This is a genomic window from Delftia sp. (assembly GCF_059499305.1).
On sequence record NZ_JCABYI010000031.1, the window covers coordinates 118,601 to 135,097 of the forward strand.

At 63.6% G+C, this 16,497-nt stretch carries 16 protein-coding genes and 1 tRNA gene; all 17 read left to right on the plus strand.

The genetic code is table 11. From position 1 onward, the window contains the following. Window positions 1–191: 191 nt before the first annotated feature. The 17 genes from pnp (at window position 192) to nuoL (ending at window position 16,482) form a co-directional block, all read left to right on the plus strand. Window positions 192–2,453: a polyribonucleotide nucleotidyltransferase gene (gene pnp, locus AC5I49_RS21665; protein ID WP_016447715.1), complete on the plus strand. Its 2,262-nt coding sequence runs from the start codon at window positions 192–194 to the stop codon at window positions 2,451–2,453. 121 nt (window positions 2,454–2,574) lie between these two features. Then, window positions 2,575–3,576 (plus strand): NAD(P)H-quinone oxidoreductase, encoded by a 1,002-nt coding sequence (locus AC5I49_RS21670; RefSeq protein ID WP_016447714.1) that lies wholly within the window; start codon window positions 2,575–2,577, stop codon window positions 3,574–3,576. 2 nt (window positions 3,577–3,578) lie between these two features. Then, window positions 3,579–4,325, plus strand: a complete 747-nt coding sequence (gene tpiA / locus AC5I49_RS21675; RefSeq protein ID WP_017404094.1) for a triose-phosphate isomerase — start codon at window positions 3,579–3,581, stop codon at window positions 4,323–4,325. Between the two features lie 58 nt (window positions 4,326–4,383). Further along, window positions 4,384–4,776, plus strand: a complete 393-nt coding sequence (secG, locus tag AC5I49_RS21680; RefSeq protein ID WP_016447712.1) for a preprotein translocase subunit SecG — start codon at window positions 4,384–4,386, stop codon at window positions 4,774–4,776. Window positions 4,777–4,894: 118 nt separating this feature from the next. Continuing rightward, window positions 4,895–4,979, plus strand: a tRNA-Leu gene (locus AC5I49_RS21685). Window positions 4,980–5,052: 73 nt separating this feature from the next. Further along, the gene (locus tag AC5I49_RS21690) at window positions 5,053–5,412 is read left to right on the plus strand and encodes an NADH-quinone oxidoreductase subunit A (RefSeq protein ID WP_012206979.1); all 360 of its coding nucleotides are present in this window, start codon (window positions 5,053–5,055) and stop codon (window positions 5,410–5,412) included. A gap of 23 nt (window positions 5,413–5,435) precedes the next feature. Next, window positions 5,436–5,915, plus strand: a complete 480-nt coding sequence (locus AC5I49_RS21695) for a NuoB/complex I 20 kDa subunit family protein (protein ID WP_012206978.1) — start codon at window positions 5,436–5,438, stop codon at window positions 5,913–5,915. Window positions 5,916–5,925: 10 nt separating this feature from the next. After that, window positions 5,926–6,534: an NADH-quinone oxidoreductase subunit C gene (locus tag AC5I49_RS21700; RefSeq protein WP_026062051.1), complete on the plus strand. Its 609-nt coding sequence runs from the start codon at window positions 5,926–5,928 to the stop codon at window positions 6,532–6,534. A gap of 32 nt (window positions 6,535–6,566) precedes the next feature. Further along, window positions 6,567–7,820, plus strand: a complete 1,254-nt coding sequence (locus AC5I49_RS21705; RefSeq protein ID WP_016447710.1) for an NADH-quinone oxidoreductase subunit D — start codon at window positions 6,567–6,569, stop codon at window positions 7,818–7,820. Next, complete coding sequence (gene nuoE / locus AC5I49_RS21710) at window positions 7,817–8,308, plus strand: NADH-quinone oxidoreductase subunit NuoE (RefSeq protein ID WP_016447709.1); 492 nt, start codon at window positions 7,817–7,819, stop codon at window positions 8,306–8,308. The genes AC5I49_RS21705 and nuoE overlap by 4 nt, the downstream gene beginning before the upstream one ends. Continuing rightward, window positions 8,305–9,663, plus strand: a complete 1,359-nt coding sequence (nuoF, locus tag AC5I49_RS21715) for an NADH-quinone oxidoreductase subunit NuoF (RefSeq protein ID WP_016447708.1) — start codon at window positions 8,305–8,307, stop codon at window positions 9,661–9,663. The genes nuoE and nuoF overlap by 4 nt, the downstream gene beginning before the upstream one ends. Before the next feature lie 15 nt (window positions 9,664–9,678). Beyond that, window positions 9,679–11,802 (plus strand): NADH-quinone oxidoreductase subunit NuoG, encoded by a 2,124-nt coding sequence (nuoG, locus tag AC5I49_RS21720; protein ID WP_495789873.1) that lies wholly within the window; start codon window positions 9,679–9,681, stop codon window positions 11,800–11,802. Continuing rightward, window positions 11,799–12,875, plus strand: coding sequence for an NADH-quinone oxidoreductase subunit NuoH (nuoH, locus tag AC5I49_RS21725; RefSeq protein WP_016447706.1), 1,077 nt, complete (start codon window positions 11,799–11,801; stop codon window positions 12,873–12,875). The genes nuoG and nuoH overlap by 4 nt, the downstream gene beginning before the upstream one ends. Before the next feature lie 11 nt (window positions 12,876–12,886). Further along, on the plus strand, window positions 12,887–13,396 hold the full coding sequence (nuoI, locus tag AC5I49_RS21730; protein ID WP_016447705.1) for an NADH-quinone oxidoreductase subunit NuoI: 510 nt from the start codon (window positions 12,887–12,889) through the stop codon (window positions 13,394–13,396). 34 nt (window positions 13,397–13,430) lie between these two features. Beyond that, window positions 13,431–14,099: an NADH-quinone oxidoreductase subunit J gene (locus tag AC5I49_RS21735; protein WP_012206970.1), complete on the plus strand. Its 669-nt coding sequence runs from the start codon at window positions 13,431–13,433 to the stop codon at window positions 14,097–14,099. Then, window positions 14,096–14,404, plus strand: coding sequence for an NADH-quinone oxidoreductase subunit NuoK (nuoK, locus tag AC5I49_RS21740; protein WP_016447704.1), 309 nt, complete (start codon window positions 14,096–14,098; stop codon window positions 14,402–14,404). The genes AC5I49_RS21735 and nuoK overlap by 4 nt, the downstream gene beginning before the upstream one ends. A gap of 29 nt (window positions 14,405–14,433) precedes the next feature. After that, a complete protein-coding gene (gene nuoL / locus AC5I49_RS21745) occupies window positions 14,434–16,482 on the plus strand; it encodes an NADH-quinone oxidoreductase subunit L (protein ID WP_026062052.1) in 2,049 nt (682 codons plus the stop codon). Window positions 16,483–16,497: the final 15 nt, after the last annotated feature.

The window sequence follows — 16,497 nt, forward strand, 5'->3', positions numbered from 1 at the left end:
GAAACGCCTGAGTTAGCCTGTCTAGCTCAGGCGTTTTTTACTTCGGAGAAAGCAAGACAGAGCGAAGCTGTGTCATTCCATTGCTGCGGATTTGATAGCAAGAAATCCAGCAATGGAATGGCATCGTGTTCTGAATTGCTCTCCATCATGGCCGGATGAGTGCATCTGGCCAACATTCCCTAGGAGCAACAATGTCCATCTTCAACAAAGTCACCAAGACCTTCCAGTGGGGCCAGCACACGGTCACCATGGAAACCGGCGAGATCGCCCGCCAGGCTTCCGGCGCCGTGCTGGTCAACATCGATGACACCGTGGTGCTGGCCACCGTGGTGGCGTCCAAGCAGGCCAAGTCCGGCCAGGACTTCTTCCCGCTGACCGTCGATTACATCGAGAAGACCTACGCCGCAGGCAAGATCCCCGGCAGCTTCTTCAAGCGCGAAGCCAAGCCCAGCGAACTCGAAACCCTGACCAGCCGCCTGATCGACCGTCCGATCCGCCCGCTGTTCCCCGAAGGCTTCTACAACGACGTGCATGTGGTCATCCACACCGTGTCGCTGAACCCCGAAGTCGATGCCGACATCGCCGCCCTGATCGCCACGTCGGCCGCCCTGTCCGTGTCGGGCATTCCGTTCAACGGTCCCATCGGTGCCGCCCGCGTGGGCTACATCAATGGCGAGTACGTGCTCAACCCCGGCCAGACCCAGCGCAAGGATTCGCAGATGGATCTGGTCGTGGCCGGTACTGAAGCTGCCGTGCTGATGGTGGAGTCCGAGGCGCAGCAACTGCCTGAAGACGTGATGCTGGGCGCCGTGGTCTTCGGCCACGAGCAAGGTCGCATCGCCATTGACGCCATCCATGAACTGGTGCGCGAAGCCGGCAAGCCCGTCTGGGACTGGGTCGCTCCCGCCAAGGATGAAGAGCTGATCGCCAAGGTGGCCGCACTGGGTGACGAAGCCCTGCGCGCGGCCTACCAGATCCGCAACAAGCAAAGCCGCACGCAGGCCTGCCGCGAAGCCTACGCCGCCGTGAAGGCCGGCCTGACGGCCCAGGGCGTGGAGTTCGACGGCGTCAAGGTCGAAGGCATGCTGTTCGACATCGAGGCACGCATCGTTCGCAGCCAGATCCTGGCCGGCGAGCCGCGCATCGACGGCCGTGACACGCGCACCGTGCGCCCCATCGAAATTCGCAACTCCGTGCTGCCCCGCACGCACGGCTCGGCCCTGTTCACGCGTGGCGAGACGCAGGCCCTGGTCGTGTCCACGCTGGGCACCGAGCGCGACGCGCAGCGCATCGACGCGCTGGCCGGCGAGTTCGAGGACCGCTTCCTGTTCCACTACAACATGCCTCCCTTTGCCACTGGCGAAGTGGGCCGCATGGGCTCGACCAAGCGCCGCGAAATCGGCCACGGCCGTCTGGCCAAGCGCGCCCTGGCGGCCTGCCTGCCCAGCAAGGAAGAATTCCCCTACACCATCCGCGTGGTGTCGGAAATCACCGAGTCCAACGGCTCCTCGTCCATGGCCTCGGTCTGCGGCGGCTGCCTGTCGATGATGGATGCAGGCGTTCCGATGAAGGCCCACGTGGCCGGTATCGCCATGGGCCTGATCAAGGAAGACAACCGCTTCGCCGTGCTGACCGACATCCTGGGTGATGAAGATCATCTGGGCGACATGGACTTCAAGGTGGCTGGCACCACCAGCGGCATCACTGCGCTGCAGATGGACATCAAGATCCAGGGCATCACCAAGGAAATCATGCAGGTCGCCCTGGCCCAGGCCAAGGAAGCGCGCATGCACATCCTGGGCAAGATGCAGGAAGCCATGGGTGAAGCCAAGGCCGAGATCTCGTCCTTCGCTCCCAAGCTGTACACGATGAAGATCAACCCCGAGAAGATCCGTGACGTGATCGGCAAGGGCGGCTCCACCATCCGTGCACTGACCGAAGAGACCGGCACGCAGATCGACATCGGCGAAGACGGCACCATCACCATCGCTTCCAGCGATGCCGCCAAGGCCGACGAAGCCAAGCGCCGCATCGAAGAGATCACGGCCGAAGTCGAAATCGGCAAGATCTACGAAGGCCCGGTCACCAAGATCCTGGACTTCGGTGCTCTCGTGAACCTGCTGCCCGGCAAGGACGGTCTGCTGCACATCAGCCAGATTGCCCACGAGCGCGTGGAGCGCGTCGCCGACTACCTGCAGGAAGGCCAGATCATCAAGGTCAAGGTCATGGAGACCGACGAAAAGGGTCGTGTCAAGCTGTCGCTGAAGGCGTTGACCGAGCGTCCTGCCGGCATGGAGCGCAGCGAGCGCCCCGCGCCTGCCGAGCGTGAGTTCCGCCAGCCGCGTGAGCCCCGCCAGCAACGCGAGTACCGCGAGCCGCGTGAACCTCGCGAGCCCCGTGACGGCGGCCGTCCGGCTGCCGAGGGCGAGCAGCAACAGCAACAGCAGCAGTAATGCCCGGCAAGGCCGTTCCCCAAAAAGGGGGGGTGGCCTTGCAGGTGCATGCGGTGACTGGAAAAAGCGCTGACCTGTTCAGCGCTTGTGGCATTTTTGACAGGGATTGCGAGGTCGAAAAATGGAAAAGCAAATCATGCGTGCCGTGGAACTCACGGACTTTGGTGGTCCCGAGGTCTTGCGCCTGGGCGAGCGTCCGCTGCCCGTGGCCGGCGCGCAGGAGTTGCTGATCCAGGTCTCGGCCAGCGGTGTCAATCGTCCTGATGTGTTGCAGCGCAAGGGGCACTACGCCCCGCCGCCCGGTGCCTCGGATCTGCCCGGGCTGGAAGTGGCCGGGGTGATCGTGTCGGGTGACGACGACGCCATGCGGCTGGCAGGCCTGCGCGTGGGCGACCGCGTGTGCGCGCTGCTGGCCGGTGGTGGCTATGCGGAGTACTGCGTTGCGCCAGTGGCCCAGTGCCTGCCCATCCCGGCGGGGCTCAGCGAGGTGGAGGCTTCGGCATTGCCTGAAACCTTCTTCACCGTCTGGAGCAATGTGTTCGATCGCGGCGCCTTGCAGGCGGGCGAAACCCTGCTGGTGCAGGGCGGCAGCAGCGGCATTGGCGTGACGGCCATCCAGTTGGCCAAGGCGCGTGGCGCCACGGTCATCGTGACGGCTGGCTCCGATGCCAAATGCGCCGACTGCCTGAAGCTGGGCGCCGACCATGCCATCAACTACCGTACCCAGGACTTTGCCGCGGAGGTGCAGCGCATCACCGACGGCAAGGGCGTGGACGTGATCCTGGACATGGTGGCGGGCAGCTATGTGGCGCGCGAAGTGCAGAGCCTGGCCGAGGATGGCCGTCTGGTCATCATTGCGGTGCAGGGCGGCATCAAGGCGGAGTTCGATGCGGGCCTGGTCCTGCGCCGTCGCCTGCTGGTGACGGGCTCCACGCTGCGTCCGCGTCCTGTCGCCTTCAAGGCGGCCATCGCCCAGGCGCTGCGGCGCGAGGTCTGGCCGCTCATCGAGGCAGGCGGTATCCGCCCTGTGATTCACAGCACCTTTGCTGCCGCTGATGCCGACAAGGCGCACGCGCTGATGGAGTCGAGTCAGCACACCGGCAAAATCGTTTTGACGTGGTAACCATGAAGAAGAAACTCATCGTCGGCAACTGGAAGATGAATGGCAGCCTGGCTGCCAATGCCGTGTTGCTCAAGGCCCTCAAGCAGGGGCTGCCCGAAGGTGGAAATGCGGGTGTGGCGGTGGCTGTGCCGGCCGCCTATCTGGCCCAGGCCCAGGCCGAGCTTGCAGGGTCGTCCATTGGCGTGGCTGCGCAGGATGTGTCGCAGCATGACTCGGGCGCCTACACGGGCGAGCTTTCGGCTGCCATGCTCCAGGATTTTGACGTGCGCTACACCTTGGTGGGGCACTCGGAGCGTCGCCAATACCATGGTGAAACCGATGCCGTGGTGGCCTTGAAGGCGCAGGCTGCGCTGGCCAAGGGCGTCACGCCCATCGTCTGTGTGGGCGAAACGCTGGCAGAGCGCGAGGCGGGGCAGACCGAGGAAGTCGTCAAGCGCCAGCTGGCAGCCGTGATCCATCAGGTGGGGCAGTGCATCAGTGAGCTGGTCGTGGCCTACGAGCCTGTCTGGGCCATCGGCACCGGCAGGACCGCAACACCCGAGCAGGCGCAGCAGGTGCATGCCGTGCTGCGCGCCCAGCTGGCGGCTGCCAGCCGGCAGGCTGACCGCATCCCCTTGCTCTACGGCGGCAGCATGAATGCCTCCAATGCAGCCCAGCTTCTGGCCCAGGCCGACATTGACGGTGGTCTTGTGGGTGGGGCGTCGCTCAAGGCGCCGGATTTCCTGACCATCATCGCTGCGGCCCAGTGAGCCGGAGCAGTTTCTCCATTCGCTTTTTTAGCTCTCGCGTTACTAGCAGGTACAACCAATGAATGCATTCGCAAGCGTGATCCTCGCCGTCCAGATGCTGTCGGCACTCGGCATGATCGGCCTGATCCTGATCCAGCACGGAAAGGGCGCCGACATGGGCGCCTCGTTCGGCAGCGGCAGCTCCGGCAGCCTGTTCGGTGCCTCGGGCAGCGCGAACTTTCTGTCGCGCTCCACGGCAGGCCTGGCCACGGTGTTCTTCGTGACCACGCTGGCGCTGGCCTATCTGAGCAATGCGCGCCCCGTCAGCTCGGGCAGCGTGCTGGAAGGCGCGGCCCCCATCACGGCACCGGCTCCCGCAGTCCCTGGCGCTGCTGGCGAAGTGCCTGCTCCTGCGGCAGGTCAGGCGCCTGCTGCCGGTGCTGAAGGTGCGGCCCAGATCCCCACGAAATAATTTCGAACAAAGCCCTCGGTCCTCCTGGTCCGAGGGTTTTTCAGAGTAGAATCTAGAGATTGTTCGGTAGGCGGAATCTTTGCAACGAAGATAAAGAGCCAGCCGAAATCGAGACGTAGCCGTCGTGGTGAAATTGGTAGACACGCTATCTTGAGGGGGTAGTGGCGAAAGCTGTGCGAGTTCGAGTCTCGCCGACGGCACCAAGATATAACTAAGAGCCTGCCCTGCTGATCAGGCTGATCGGTGCGGGCATGCCTTTCAAGGTAGCCGCACACGATGAACATCGACCAGTATCTTCCCGTTCTCTTGTTCATTCTCGTCGGCATGGGTGTCGGCGTAGTCCCCCTGGTACTGGGGTATGTGCTGGGTCCGAACCGGCCCGATGCCGCCAAGAACTCTCCCTACGAATGTGGCTTCGAGGCCTTCGAAGACGCGCGCATGAAATTCGATGTGCGCTACTACCTCGTCGCCATCCTGTTCATCCTATTTGATTTGGAAATCGCCTTTCTGCTGCCCTGGGCCGTTGCGCTTCGGGACGTGGGTGGGGCTGGTTTCGCCGCTGTCCTGATTTTCCTGACCGTTCTCGTCGTGGGCTTTGTCTACGAATGGAAGAAGGGTGCGTTGGACTGGGACTGATGCGGGTTCACTAAGGAAACACGATGATCGAAGGCGTGATGAAGGAAGGCTTCATCACCACGAGTTACGACTCGGTGGTGAATTGGGCCAAGACGGGCTCGCTGTGGCCCATGACATTTGGTCTGGCCTGCTGCGCGGTCGAGATGATGCACGCTGCGGCGGCGCGTTACGACATTGGCCGCTTTGGCTCGGAGGTCTTCCGTGCCAGCCCCCGCCAGTCGGACCTGATGATTGTGGCCGGCACCCTGTGCAACAAGATGGCGCCCGCCATGCGCAAGGTCTATGACCAGATGTCCGAGCCGCGCTGGGTCATCTCCATGGGCTCGTGCGCCAATGGCGGCGGCTACTACCACTACAGCTATTCCGTGGTGCGTGGCTGCGACCGCATCGTGCCGGTCGATGTCTATGTGCCTGGCTGCCCCCCCACGGCGGAAGCCCTGATCTACGGCATCATCCAGCTGCAGCAGAAGATCCGCCGCACCCATACCATCGCTCGCGTCTAAGGGCTAGATGATGACTGCTATTGCGATTCACCCCGAAGTGCTTCGGGATGTGGTGGCTGCTGCCTTGGGCGACAAGGCGCGCAGCGTGACCGTGGCCCTGGGCGAGGTGACGGTCGAAGTGTCCGCTGCCAACTATCTGGAGGCCATGCAGGTTCTGCACAGCGCCCCGGATTGCCGGTTCGAGGTTCTGGTGGACCTGTGTGGCGTGGACTATTCCACCTATGCGGAAGTCGGCCGCGAAGGGCCGCGCTTTGCCGTGGTGTCCCACCTGCTGTCGATCAGCCTGAACCAGCGCCTGCGCGTTCGCGTCTTCTGTACCGACGACGATTTTCCGGTGGTGGCTTCGGTCACTCCCATCTGGGCCGGCGCCAACTGGTTCGAGCGCGAGGCGTTCGACCTGTTCGGCATTGTCTTCGATGGCCATGACGACCTGCGCCGCATCCTGACCGACTACGGCTTCATCGGCCATCCCTTCCGCAAGGACTTCCCGCTGTCGGGCCATGTGGAGATGCGCTATGACCCCGAACAGCAGCGCGTGGTGTACCAGCCGGTCACCATCGAGCCCCGCGAGATCACGCCGCGGATCATCCGCGAAGACAACTACGGGGGCCTGCACTGAAGGCGCTGCAGGCGCCTTTTTGATGGACGACCATGGCTGAAATCAAGAACTATTCCCTGAACTTTGGTCCGCAGCACCCGGCAGCGCACGGCGTGCTGCGCCTGGTGCTGGAGCTCGACGGTGAAGTGGTGCAGCGTGCAGACCCGCACATCGGTCTGCTGCACCGCGCGACGGAAAAACTGGCAGAGAGCAAGACCTACATCCAGTCGCTGCCCTATATGGACCGGCTGGACTACGTGTCCATGATGTGCAACGAGCACGCCTACTGCCTGGCCATCGAGAAGCTGCTGGGCATCGAAGTGCCCATTCGCGCCCAGTACATCCGCGTGATGTATTCGGAGATCACCCGCATCATGAATCACCTGATGTGGCTGGGCTCCAGCGGCAACGATGCAGGCAGCTCCACGACGCTGATCTATACCTTCCGTGAGCGCGAAGACCTCATGGACATGTACGAGGCGGTCTCCGGCGCGCGCATGCACGCGGCCTATTTCCGTCCGGGCGGCGTCTACCGCGACCTGCCCGACACCATGCCGCAGTACAAGGCCAGCAAGGTGCGCAATGCGCGCTCGGTCGAGGTCATGAACCGCAACCGCCAGGGCTCGCTGCTGGACTTCATCGACGACTTCACGCAGCGCTTCCCCAAGTGCGCCGACGAGTACGAGACCCTGCTGACCGACAACCGCATCTGGAAGCAGCGCAACGTGGACATCGGCGTGGTGACGGCCGAGCGTGCCATGAACCTGGGCCTGACCGGCCCCATGCTGCGTGCCTCCGGCGTGGCCTGGGACATGCGCAAGTCGCAGCCCTACGAGGTCTATGACCGCATGGACTTCGACGTGCCCGTGGGCAAGACCGGCGACTGCTACGACCGCTACCTGGTGCGCGTGGCCGAAATGCGCCAGTCCAACCGCATCATCAAGCAGTGCGTGGACTGGCTGCGTGCCAACCCGGGCCCGGTGATCGTGGACAACCACAAGATCGCCCCGCCGCCGCGCGAAGGCATGAAGTCCAACATGGAAGAGCTGATCCACCACTTCAAGCTCTTCACCGAAGGTTTCCGCGTGCCCGAAGGCGAGGCTTACGCGGCCATCGAACACCCCAAGGGGGAGTTCGGCATCTACATCGTGAGCGACGGGGCCAACAAGCCCTACCGCCTGAAGATCCGTCCGCCGGGATTCGCCAATCTGTCCGCCATGGACGAACTGTGCCGAGGCCACATGCTGGCCGACGCCGTGATGGTGCTGAGTACCCTGGACATCGTGTTTGGAGACGTTGACCGATGATTACCGAAGCGACCAAGGAGCGCTTTGCGCGCGAGGTGGCCAAGTACCCGGCCGACCAGAAGCAGTCGGCCGTGATGGCCTGCCTGTCCATCGTGCAGCAGGAACAGGGCTGGGTCAGTCCCGAGAGCGAGGCCGTGATCGCCGAGTTCCTGGGCATGGCCGAGATCGCGGTGCACGAAGTCACCACGTTCTACAACATGTACAACCAGCGGCCGGTGGGCAAGTTCAAGCTGAACGTCTGCACCAACCTGCCCTGCCAGCTGCGCGACGGCTACAAGGCGCTGCACCATCTGGAATCCCGCCTGGGCATCAAGATGGGCGAGACCACGCCCGACGGCATGTTCACGCTGCAGCAGTCCGAGTGCCTGGGTGCCTGCGCGGATTCGCCGGTGATGCTGGTGAACGACCGCTGCATGTGCAGCTTCATGAGCAACGAAAAGCTCGACGAACTGATCGACGGCCTGCGCGCCGCGGAGGGCAAGGCATGAACGCCGCCGCACAATCGGTCCTGGCCAGGTTTGCCGCCTCGGGCAGCGAGACCTGCTTCCACGACCGCCACATCAATCCCCAGATCTATGCCGATCTGACCGGCGCCAACTGGTCCATCAAGGACTACGAGGCACGCGGCGGCTACCAGGCGCTGCGCAAGATCCTGGGCAAGGACGGCAGCGAAGGCCTGACGCAGGACCAGGTGATCGCCACCGTCAAGGAGTCGGGGCTGCGCGGCCGCGGCGGCGCAGGTTTCCCCACGGGCCTGAAGTGGAGCTTCATGCCCCGCCAGTTCCCGGGCCAGAAGCATCTGGTGTGCAACTCGGACGAAGGCGAGCCGGGCACCTGCAAGGACCGGGACATCCTGGTGCACAACCCCCACATCGTGATCGAGGGCATGATCATCGCGGCCTACGCGATGGGCATCTCCCTGGGCTACAACTACATCCACGGCGAAATCTTCGAGGCCTATGAGCGCTTCGAGGCCGCGCTGGAGGAAGCCCGCGCTGCCGGCTACCTGGGTGACAACATCATGGGCAGCAGCTTCAGCTTCCAGCTGCACGCGCACCATGGCTTCGGCGCCTACATCTGCGGCGAAGAGACTGCGCTGCTGGAGTCGCTGGAAGGCAAGAAGGGCCAGCCGCGCTTCAAGCCGCCGTTCCCGGCCAGCTTCGGCCTGTACGGCAAGCCCACCACCATCAACAACACCGAAACCTTTGCGGCCGTTCCCTGGATCATCCGCAACGGCGGTGCTGCGTACCTGGAGTGCGGCAAGCCCAACAATGGCGGCACCAAGATCTTCTCGGTCAGCGGCGACGTCAACCTGCCCGGCAACTACGAAGTGCCGCTGGGCACGCCTTTCAGCAAGCTGCTGGAGCTGGCGGGCGGCGTGCGCACGGGCCGCAAGCTCAAGGCCGTGATCCCCGGCGGATCGTCCTCGCCCGTGTTGCCGGCCGACATCATCATGGAATGCACGATGGACTACGACTCCATCGCCAAGGCCGGCTCCATGCTGGGCTCGGGCGCCGTGATCGTGATGGACGACTCGCGCGACATGGTCGAGAGCCTGCTGCGCCTGTCCTACTTCTACCAGCACGAGTCCTGCGGCCAGTGCACTCCCTGCCGCGAAGGCACGGGCTGGCTGTGGCGCGTGGTCAACCGAATCGAGCACGGCGAAGGCCGTCCTGAAGACATCGAGCTGTTGGACTCGGTGTCCGTGAACATCATGGGGCGCACGATCTGTGCGCTGGGCGATGCGGCAGCGATGCCGGTGCGCGCCATGATCAAGCACTTCCGCCACGAGTTTGAAGCGAAGATCCAGAACGCTTCCAAGCAGACGGTCCACGCCGCCTGATCGCGAGAAAAGCATATGGTTGAAATTGAACTGGACGGAAAGAAGGTGGAGGTCGCCGAGGGCTGCATGGTCATGCATGCAGCCGAGAAGGCAGGCACCTACATCCCGCATTTCTGCTACCACAAGAAACTTTCCATCGCCGCCAACTGCCGCATGTGCCTGGTGGACGTGGAAAAGGCCCCCAAGCCCATGCCCGCCTGCGCCACGCCCGTGACGCAGGGCATGATCGTGCGCACCAAGAGCGAGAAGGCGATCAAGGCACAGCAATCGGTGATGGAGTTCCTGCTCATCAATCACCCGCTGGACTGCCCGATCTGCGACCAGGGCGGCGAATGCCAGCTGCAGGATCTGGCCGTGGGCTACGGCAGCTCCGCCTCGCGCTACGAGGAAGAAAAGCGCGTGGTCTTCCACAAGGACGTGGGCCCGCTGATCTCCATGCAGGAGATGAGCCGCTGCATCCACTGCACCCGCTGCGTGCGCTTCGGGCAGGAAGTGTCCGGCGTGATGGAGCTGGGCATGATCAACCGCGGCGAGCACTCCGAGATCACCACGGTGGTGGGCGATACGGTGGACTCCGAGCTGTCGGGCAATATGATCGACATCTGCCCCGTGGGCGCGCTGACCAGCAAGCCCTTCCGCTACAGCGCCCGCACCTGGGAGCTGTCGCGCCGCAAGTCGGTCTCGCCCCATGACTCCACGGGTGCCAACCTCATCGTCCAGGTCAAGAACCACAAGGTCCTGCGCGTCGTGCCCTTCGAGAACGAAGAGGTCAACGAGTGCTGGATCGCCGACCGCGACCGCTTCTCCTACGAAGCCCTGAACAGTGACGAACGCCTGACCCGCCCCATGCTCAAGCAGGGCGGCGAGTGGAAGGAAGTCGACTGGCAGACGGCCCTCGAATACGTGGCCAACGGCCTGCGCCAGATCAAGAACGACCATGGCGCCTCCGCCATCGGCGCGCTGGTCAGCCCGCACAGCACGCTGGAAGAGCTGTTCCTGGCAGGCAAGCTGGTGCGCGGCCTGGGCAGCGAGAACATCGACCATCGCCTGCGCAACGCCGAGTTCACCGCCGCCCAGGGCGTGCAGTGGCTGGGCACGCCCATCGCCTCGCTTTCCAAGCTGCAAGGCGTCCTGGTGCTCGGCTCCAACCTGCGCAAGGACCATCCGCTGTTCGCGCAGCGCATCCGCCAGGCGGCCAAGCAGGGCTGCACCGTGCTCGCCATCAATGAGCGTGTCTACGACTGGGCCATGCCGGTGACGGCGTCCATCGTGGCAGCCCCGGACTGGGCCCAGGCGCTGGCCGATGTGGCCGCCGCCGTGGCGCAGGAAAAAGGTGTTGCCGCTCCCGTGGCCGCCGCCGACGTGCATGCCGAGGCCCAGGCCATTGCCACCGCGCTGCTGCGCGGCGAGCGCAAGGCCATCTTGCTGGGCAATGCCGCTGCGCACCACGCACAGGCATCGACCCTGCTGTCGCTGGCCAACTGGATTGCCGAGCAGACCGGCGCCTCGGTCGGCTACCTGACCGAAGCCGCCAACACAGTGGGCGCGCAGTGGGTGGGCGCACAGCCTGCCGCTTCGGGCCTGAACGCAGGCCAGATGCTGGCCGGCGGCCTCAAGGCCGTGCTGCTGCTGAACAACGAACCCGTGTTCGACTCCGCTGCCGGCGCCCGCGCCGCAGAGGCACTGGGCAAGGCCGAGATGGTCGTGACCCTGAGCCCGTTCAAGGCCAACATGGAATTCAGCGACGTGCTGCTGCCCATCGCCCCGTTCACGGAAACCTCGGGCAGCTTCGTCAACGCCGAAGGCCGCCTGCAAAGCTTCCATGCCGTGGTCAAGCCGCTGGCCGAAGCCCGTCCGGGCTGGAAGGTGCTGCGCGTTCTGGCCAACCTGCTGGGCGTGCAGGGCGTGGACTACGAGACGTCGCAGGATGTGCTCGCAGCCGCCACCGCCGGCGCCACCAGCGTGCCGGCCAACCTGCTGGGCAATGGTGCGCTTGCCGTGAATTCCATCGCCAACGGCGCTGGCCATGCCGCGCCCGTGGTGGCCAGCATTTATCAGCTCGACAGCATCGTGCGCCGCGCGACGTCGCTGCAACTGACGGCAGATGCACGTCAGGCTCGTGAGGGAGGCGCCGCATGATTGACGCACTCAAGACGGCCGGTGCCGGCCTGATCGCCGCCCCCTGGTGGACCGACGTGGCCTGGCCCGTGCTCTGGATCCTGCTGGGCATCGTCGCCATCGTCGCCCCGCTGATGGGCGCCGTGGCCTACCTGACGCTGTGGGAGCGCAAGCTGCTGGGCTTCATGCAGGTTCGCATGGGTCCCAACCGCGTGGGTCCCTTCGGCCTGCTGCAGCCCCTGGCCGATGGCCTGAAGCTGCTGACCAAGGAACTGATCCAGCCCACGGCTGCCGCCAAGGGCCTGTTCTACGTGGGTCCCGTGATGGCCATCATGCCCGCCCTGGCGGCATGGGTGGCGATCCCCTTCGGCCCCGAAGTGGCGCTGGCCAACGTCAACGCCGGCCTGCTGCTGATCATGGCCATCACGTCCATCGAAGTCTATGGAGTGATCATTGCCGGCTGGGCCTCCAACTCCAAGTACGCCTTCCTGGGCGCGCTGCGCGCCTCGGCGCAGATGGTCAGCTACGAGATCGCGCTGGGCTTCTGCTTCCTGGTGGTGATCATGGTCACGGGCAGCATGAATCTGACGCAGATCGTGCTGAGCCAGGGCCAGGGCCAGTTCGCCAGCATGGGTGCCAGCGTCCTGTCGTGGAACTGGCTGCCGCTGCTGCCGATCTTCGTGGTGTACCTGATCTCGGCCGTGGCCGAGACCAACCGCCACCCCTTCGACGTGGTCGAAGGCGAAGCCGAAATCGTGGCCGGCCACATGGTCGAGTACTCGGGCATGGGCTTTGCCATCTTCTTCCTGGCCGAGTACGCCAGCATGTGGCTGGTGTCCATCCTGGCCGTGATCATGTTCCTGGGCGGCTGGCTGCCTCCGTTCGACTTCCTGTCGTTCATCCCCGGATGGATCTGGCTGGCGGCGAAGACTTTCCTGGTCGTGTCCATGTTCATCTGGATCCGTGCCACCTTCCCGCGCTTTCGCTATGACCAGATCATGCGTCTGGGCTGGAAGATCTTCATTCCCGTCACCCTGGTGTGGCTGGTCATCGTGGGTGGCTGGATGCACTCGCCTTGGAACATCTGGAACTGAGCGGAGCAAGAATGTCTGCGGTTGCTGCTACCCCATTTTCGATCAAAGATTTCTTCAAGAGCTTCATGCTCTGGGAACTGGCCAAGGGCATGGCCCTGACTGGCCGGTACACCTTCCGCCGCAAGGTCACGGTGCAGTTCCCCGAAGAAAAGACACCTCTGTCGCCGCGTTTTCGCGGACTGCACGCCCTGCGCCGTTATGACAACGGCGAAGAGCGCTGCATCGCCTGCAAGCTGTGCGAAGCGGTCTGCCCGGCCATGGCCATCACCATCGAGTCCGATGTGCGTGACGACGGCTCGCGCCGCACCACGCGCTACGACATCGACCTGACCAAGTGCATCTTCTGCGGCTTCTGCGAGGAAAGCTGCCCGGTGGATTCCATCGTCGAGACGCATATCTTCGAATACCACGGAGAAAAGCGCGGCGACCTGTACTTCACCAAGGACATGCTGCTGGCCGTTGGCGATCGCTACGAACCCGAGATTGCCGCCGCCAAGGCTGCGGACGCCAAGTACCGCTGAAGCGGCTCCTTGATCACTTGAAAAGATTCGATCCATGGACGCCAAAACTGGTTTCTTCTATCTGTTCTCGGTCGTGCTGCTGTTTGCAGCCTTCCGGGTCGTCACGGCGCGCAACCCCGTGCATGCCGTGCTCAACCTGATCCTGGCCTTCTCGCAGGCTGCCGGCATCTGGCTTTTGCTCAAGGCCGAGTTCCTGGGCGTGACCCTGGTGCTGGTCTACCTGGGCGCCGTGATGGTGCTGTTCCTGTTCGTGGTGATGATGCTGGACATCCGCATCGACGCCGTGCGCCAGGGCTTCTGGAAGCATTTCCCCTTCGCTGCCCTGATCGGCGCACTGATCGCCTTTGAAATGGGCATGGTGCTGATGGGCGGCTTCAGCGGCGTCGAGGAGCCCAAGGCCATTGCGGCCACGGTCAACGCTGCCGGCCAGACCGTGCAGTACTCCAACACCCAGGCCCTGGGCAAGCTGCTGTACACCGAATACCTGTACCCCGTCGAGATCGCTGCCGTGATCCTGCTGGTGGCCATGATCGCCGCCATCGCCCTGACCCTGCGCAAGCGCAAGGACAGCAAGGCAGTGAACCCGGCCCAGCAGATCCGCGTGCGCGCAAAGGATCGCCTCGAGCTGGTCAAGGTGCCGGTCACCCAGGCGCCGCAGGCACCGGCCGCCGAGGCAACCCCCGCCGTGGAGACAAAAGCATGACGCTGACTTTGGGCCATTACTTGACGCTGGGCGCCATGCTGTTCGCGCTCTCCGTCGTTGGCATTTTTCTGAACCGCAAGAACCTGATCGTGCTGCTGATGGCCATCGAGCTGATGCTCCTGGCCGTCAACATGAACTTCGTGGCCTTCTCCAGCTATCTGGGTGACATGCACGGACAGGTGTTCGTGTTCTTCATCCTGACAGTGGCAGCGGCCGAGTCGGCCATCGGTCTGGCGATCCTGGTGCTTCTGTTCCGCAACAAGACCAGCATCAATGCGGAAGATCTCAACTCCCTCAAGGGTTGAGTCCGCCGTAACTTGCAAGGTTCTTAAGAATGAGTCAAACACTCTCTGCATCCATGCTCCTGGCGGTGCCGCTGGCACCGCTGGCGGGTTCCGCGCTCGCGGGTATCTGGGGCACGGCCTTCGGCGGCAACAAGATCGGTCGCGGCGGCAGCCATTCCCTCACGATTTTGGGCGTGCTGATCGCCTTCATCCTGTCGGCCATCACCTTCAACAGCGTGATCTTCGACGGGGCGCGCTTCGACCAGTCCATCTACACCTGGATGGAAATCGGCGGGCTGAAGATGGAAGTCGGTTTCCTGATCGACAGCATCACGGCCATGATGATGTGCGTGGTGACCTTCGTGTCGCTGATGGTGCACATCTACACCATCGGCTACATGCAGGAAGATGACGGCTACAACCGTTTCTTCTCCTACATCTCGCTGTTCACCTTCTCCATGTTGATGCTCGTCATGAGCAACAACCTGCTGCAGCTGTTCTTCGGCTGGGAAGCCGTGGGCCTGGTGTCGTACCTGCTGATCGGCTTCTACTACAACAAGCCCTCGGCCATCTTCGCCAACATGAAGGCCTTCCTGGTCAACCGCGTGGGCGACTTCGGCTTCATCCTGGGCATCGGCCTGATCGCTGCCTACACGGGCACCATGAACTACGGCGAGATCTTCGCCAAGCTGCCCGAGATCCAGAACACCCTGCTGCCGGGCACCGGCTGGCTGCTGGTGACGGTGACGGCCATCTGCCTGTTCATCGGCGCCATGGGCAAGTCGGCCCAGTTCCCGCTGCATGCCTGGCTGCCCGATTCGATGGAAGGCCCGACCCCCATCTCGGCACTGATCCACGCCGCCACCATGGTGACGGCCGGCATCTTCATGGTCTCGCGCATGTCGCCGCTGTACGAGCTGTCGGACACCGCGCTGAGCTTCATCCTGGTGATCGGCTCCATCACGGCGCTGTTCATGGGCGTGCTGGGCATCATCCAGAACGACATCAAGCGCGTGATCGCGTACTCCACGCTGTCGCAGCTGGGCTACATGACCGTGGCCCTGGGCGCCTCGGCCTACTCGGTGGCCGTGTTCCACCTGATGACCCACGCCTTCTTCAAGGCCCTGCTGTTCCTTGGCGCCGGCTCGGTGATCATGGGCATGCACCACAACCAGGACATCCGCTGGATGGGCGGCGTGCGCAAGTACATGCCCATCACCTGGATCACGTTCCTGCTGGGCAACCTGGCGCTGATCGGCACGCCGTTCTTCTCGGGCTTCTACTCGAAGGACGCCATCATCGAGGCCGTGCACGCCACCAACCTGCCGGGTGCTGGCTTCGCCAACTTCGCGGTGCTGGCCGGCGTGTTCATCACGGCCTTCTACTCCTTCCGCCTGTACTTCATCGTCTTCCACGGCAAGGAGCGCTACGACCAGAATCCCGATGCGCACCACCATGGCCACGATGACCACCACGCCCATGACGACCACCACGGCCATGGCCACGATGCCAAGCCGCATGAGTCGCCGCTGGTCGTGACCGGCCCGCTGATGCTGCTGGCCATCCCCTCGGTGGTGATCGGTGCCCTGGCACTGATGCCCATGCTGTTCGGTGATTTCTTCAAGGGCGTGATCCACGTCGATGGCAGCAAGCACGGCGCCATGGCCGAGCTGGCCGAGAAGATCCACGGCTGGGTGCCAATGGCGTTGCACGGCTTCACGGCCGCGCCGTTCTGGCTGGCACTGGCAGGCGTCGTCGTCTCCTACCTGTTCTACATGGTCAAGCCCGAAGTGCCTGCCGCCATCAAGTCGTCCATGCAGAAGATCGGTGTCTACCAGGCACTGGAAGGCAAGTACGGCGTGGACTGGGTCTACGAGAACATCTTCGCCCGCGGCGCACGCGCCTTCGGCAGCTTCTTCTGGAAGGTCGGCGACCAGGCCATCATCGATGGCGGCATCGTCAACGGCTCGTGGAAGCTCATCGGCCGCATCGGCCAGTGGGTGCGCAAGCTGCAGTCGGGCTATCTCTATCACTACGCGTTGGTCATGCTGCTGGGCGTGTTCGCTCTCATGACGTATTTCGTGTGGCTCAACAAGTAGTAGGGGAAGAACAAA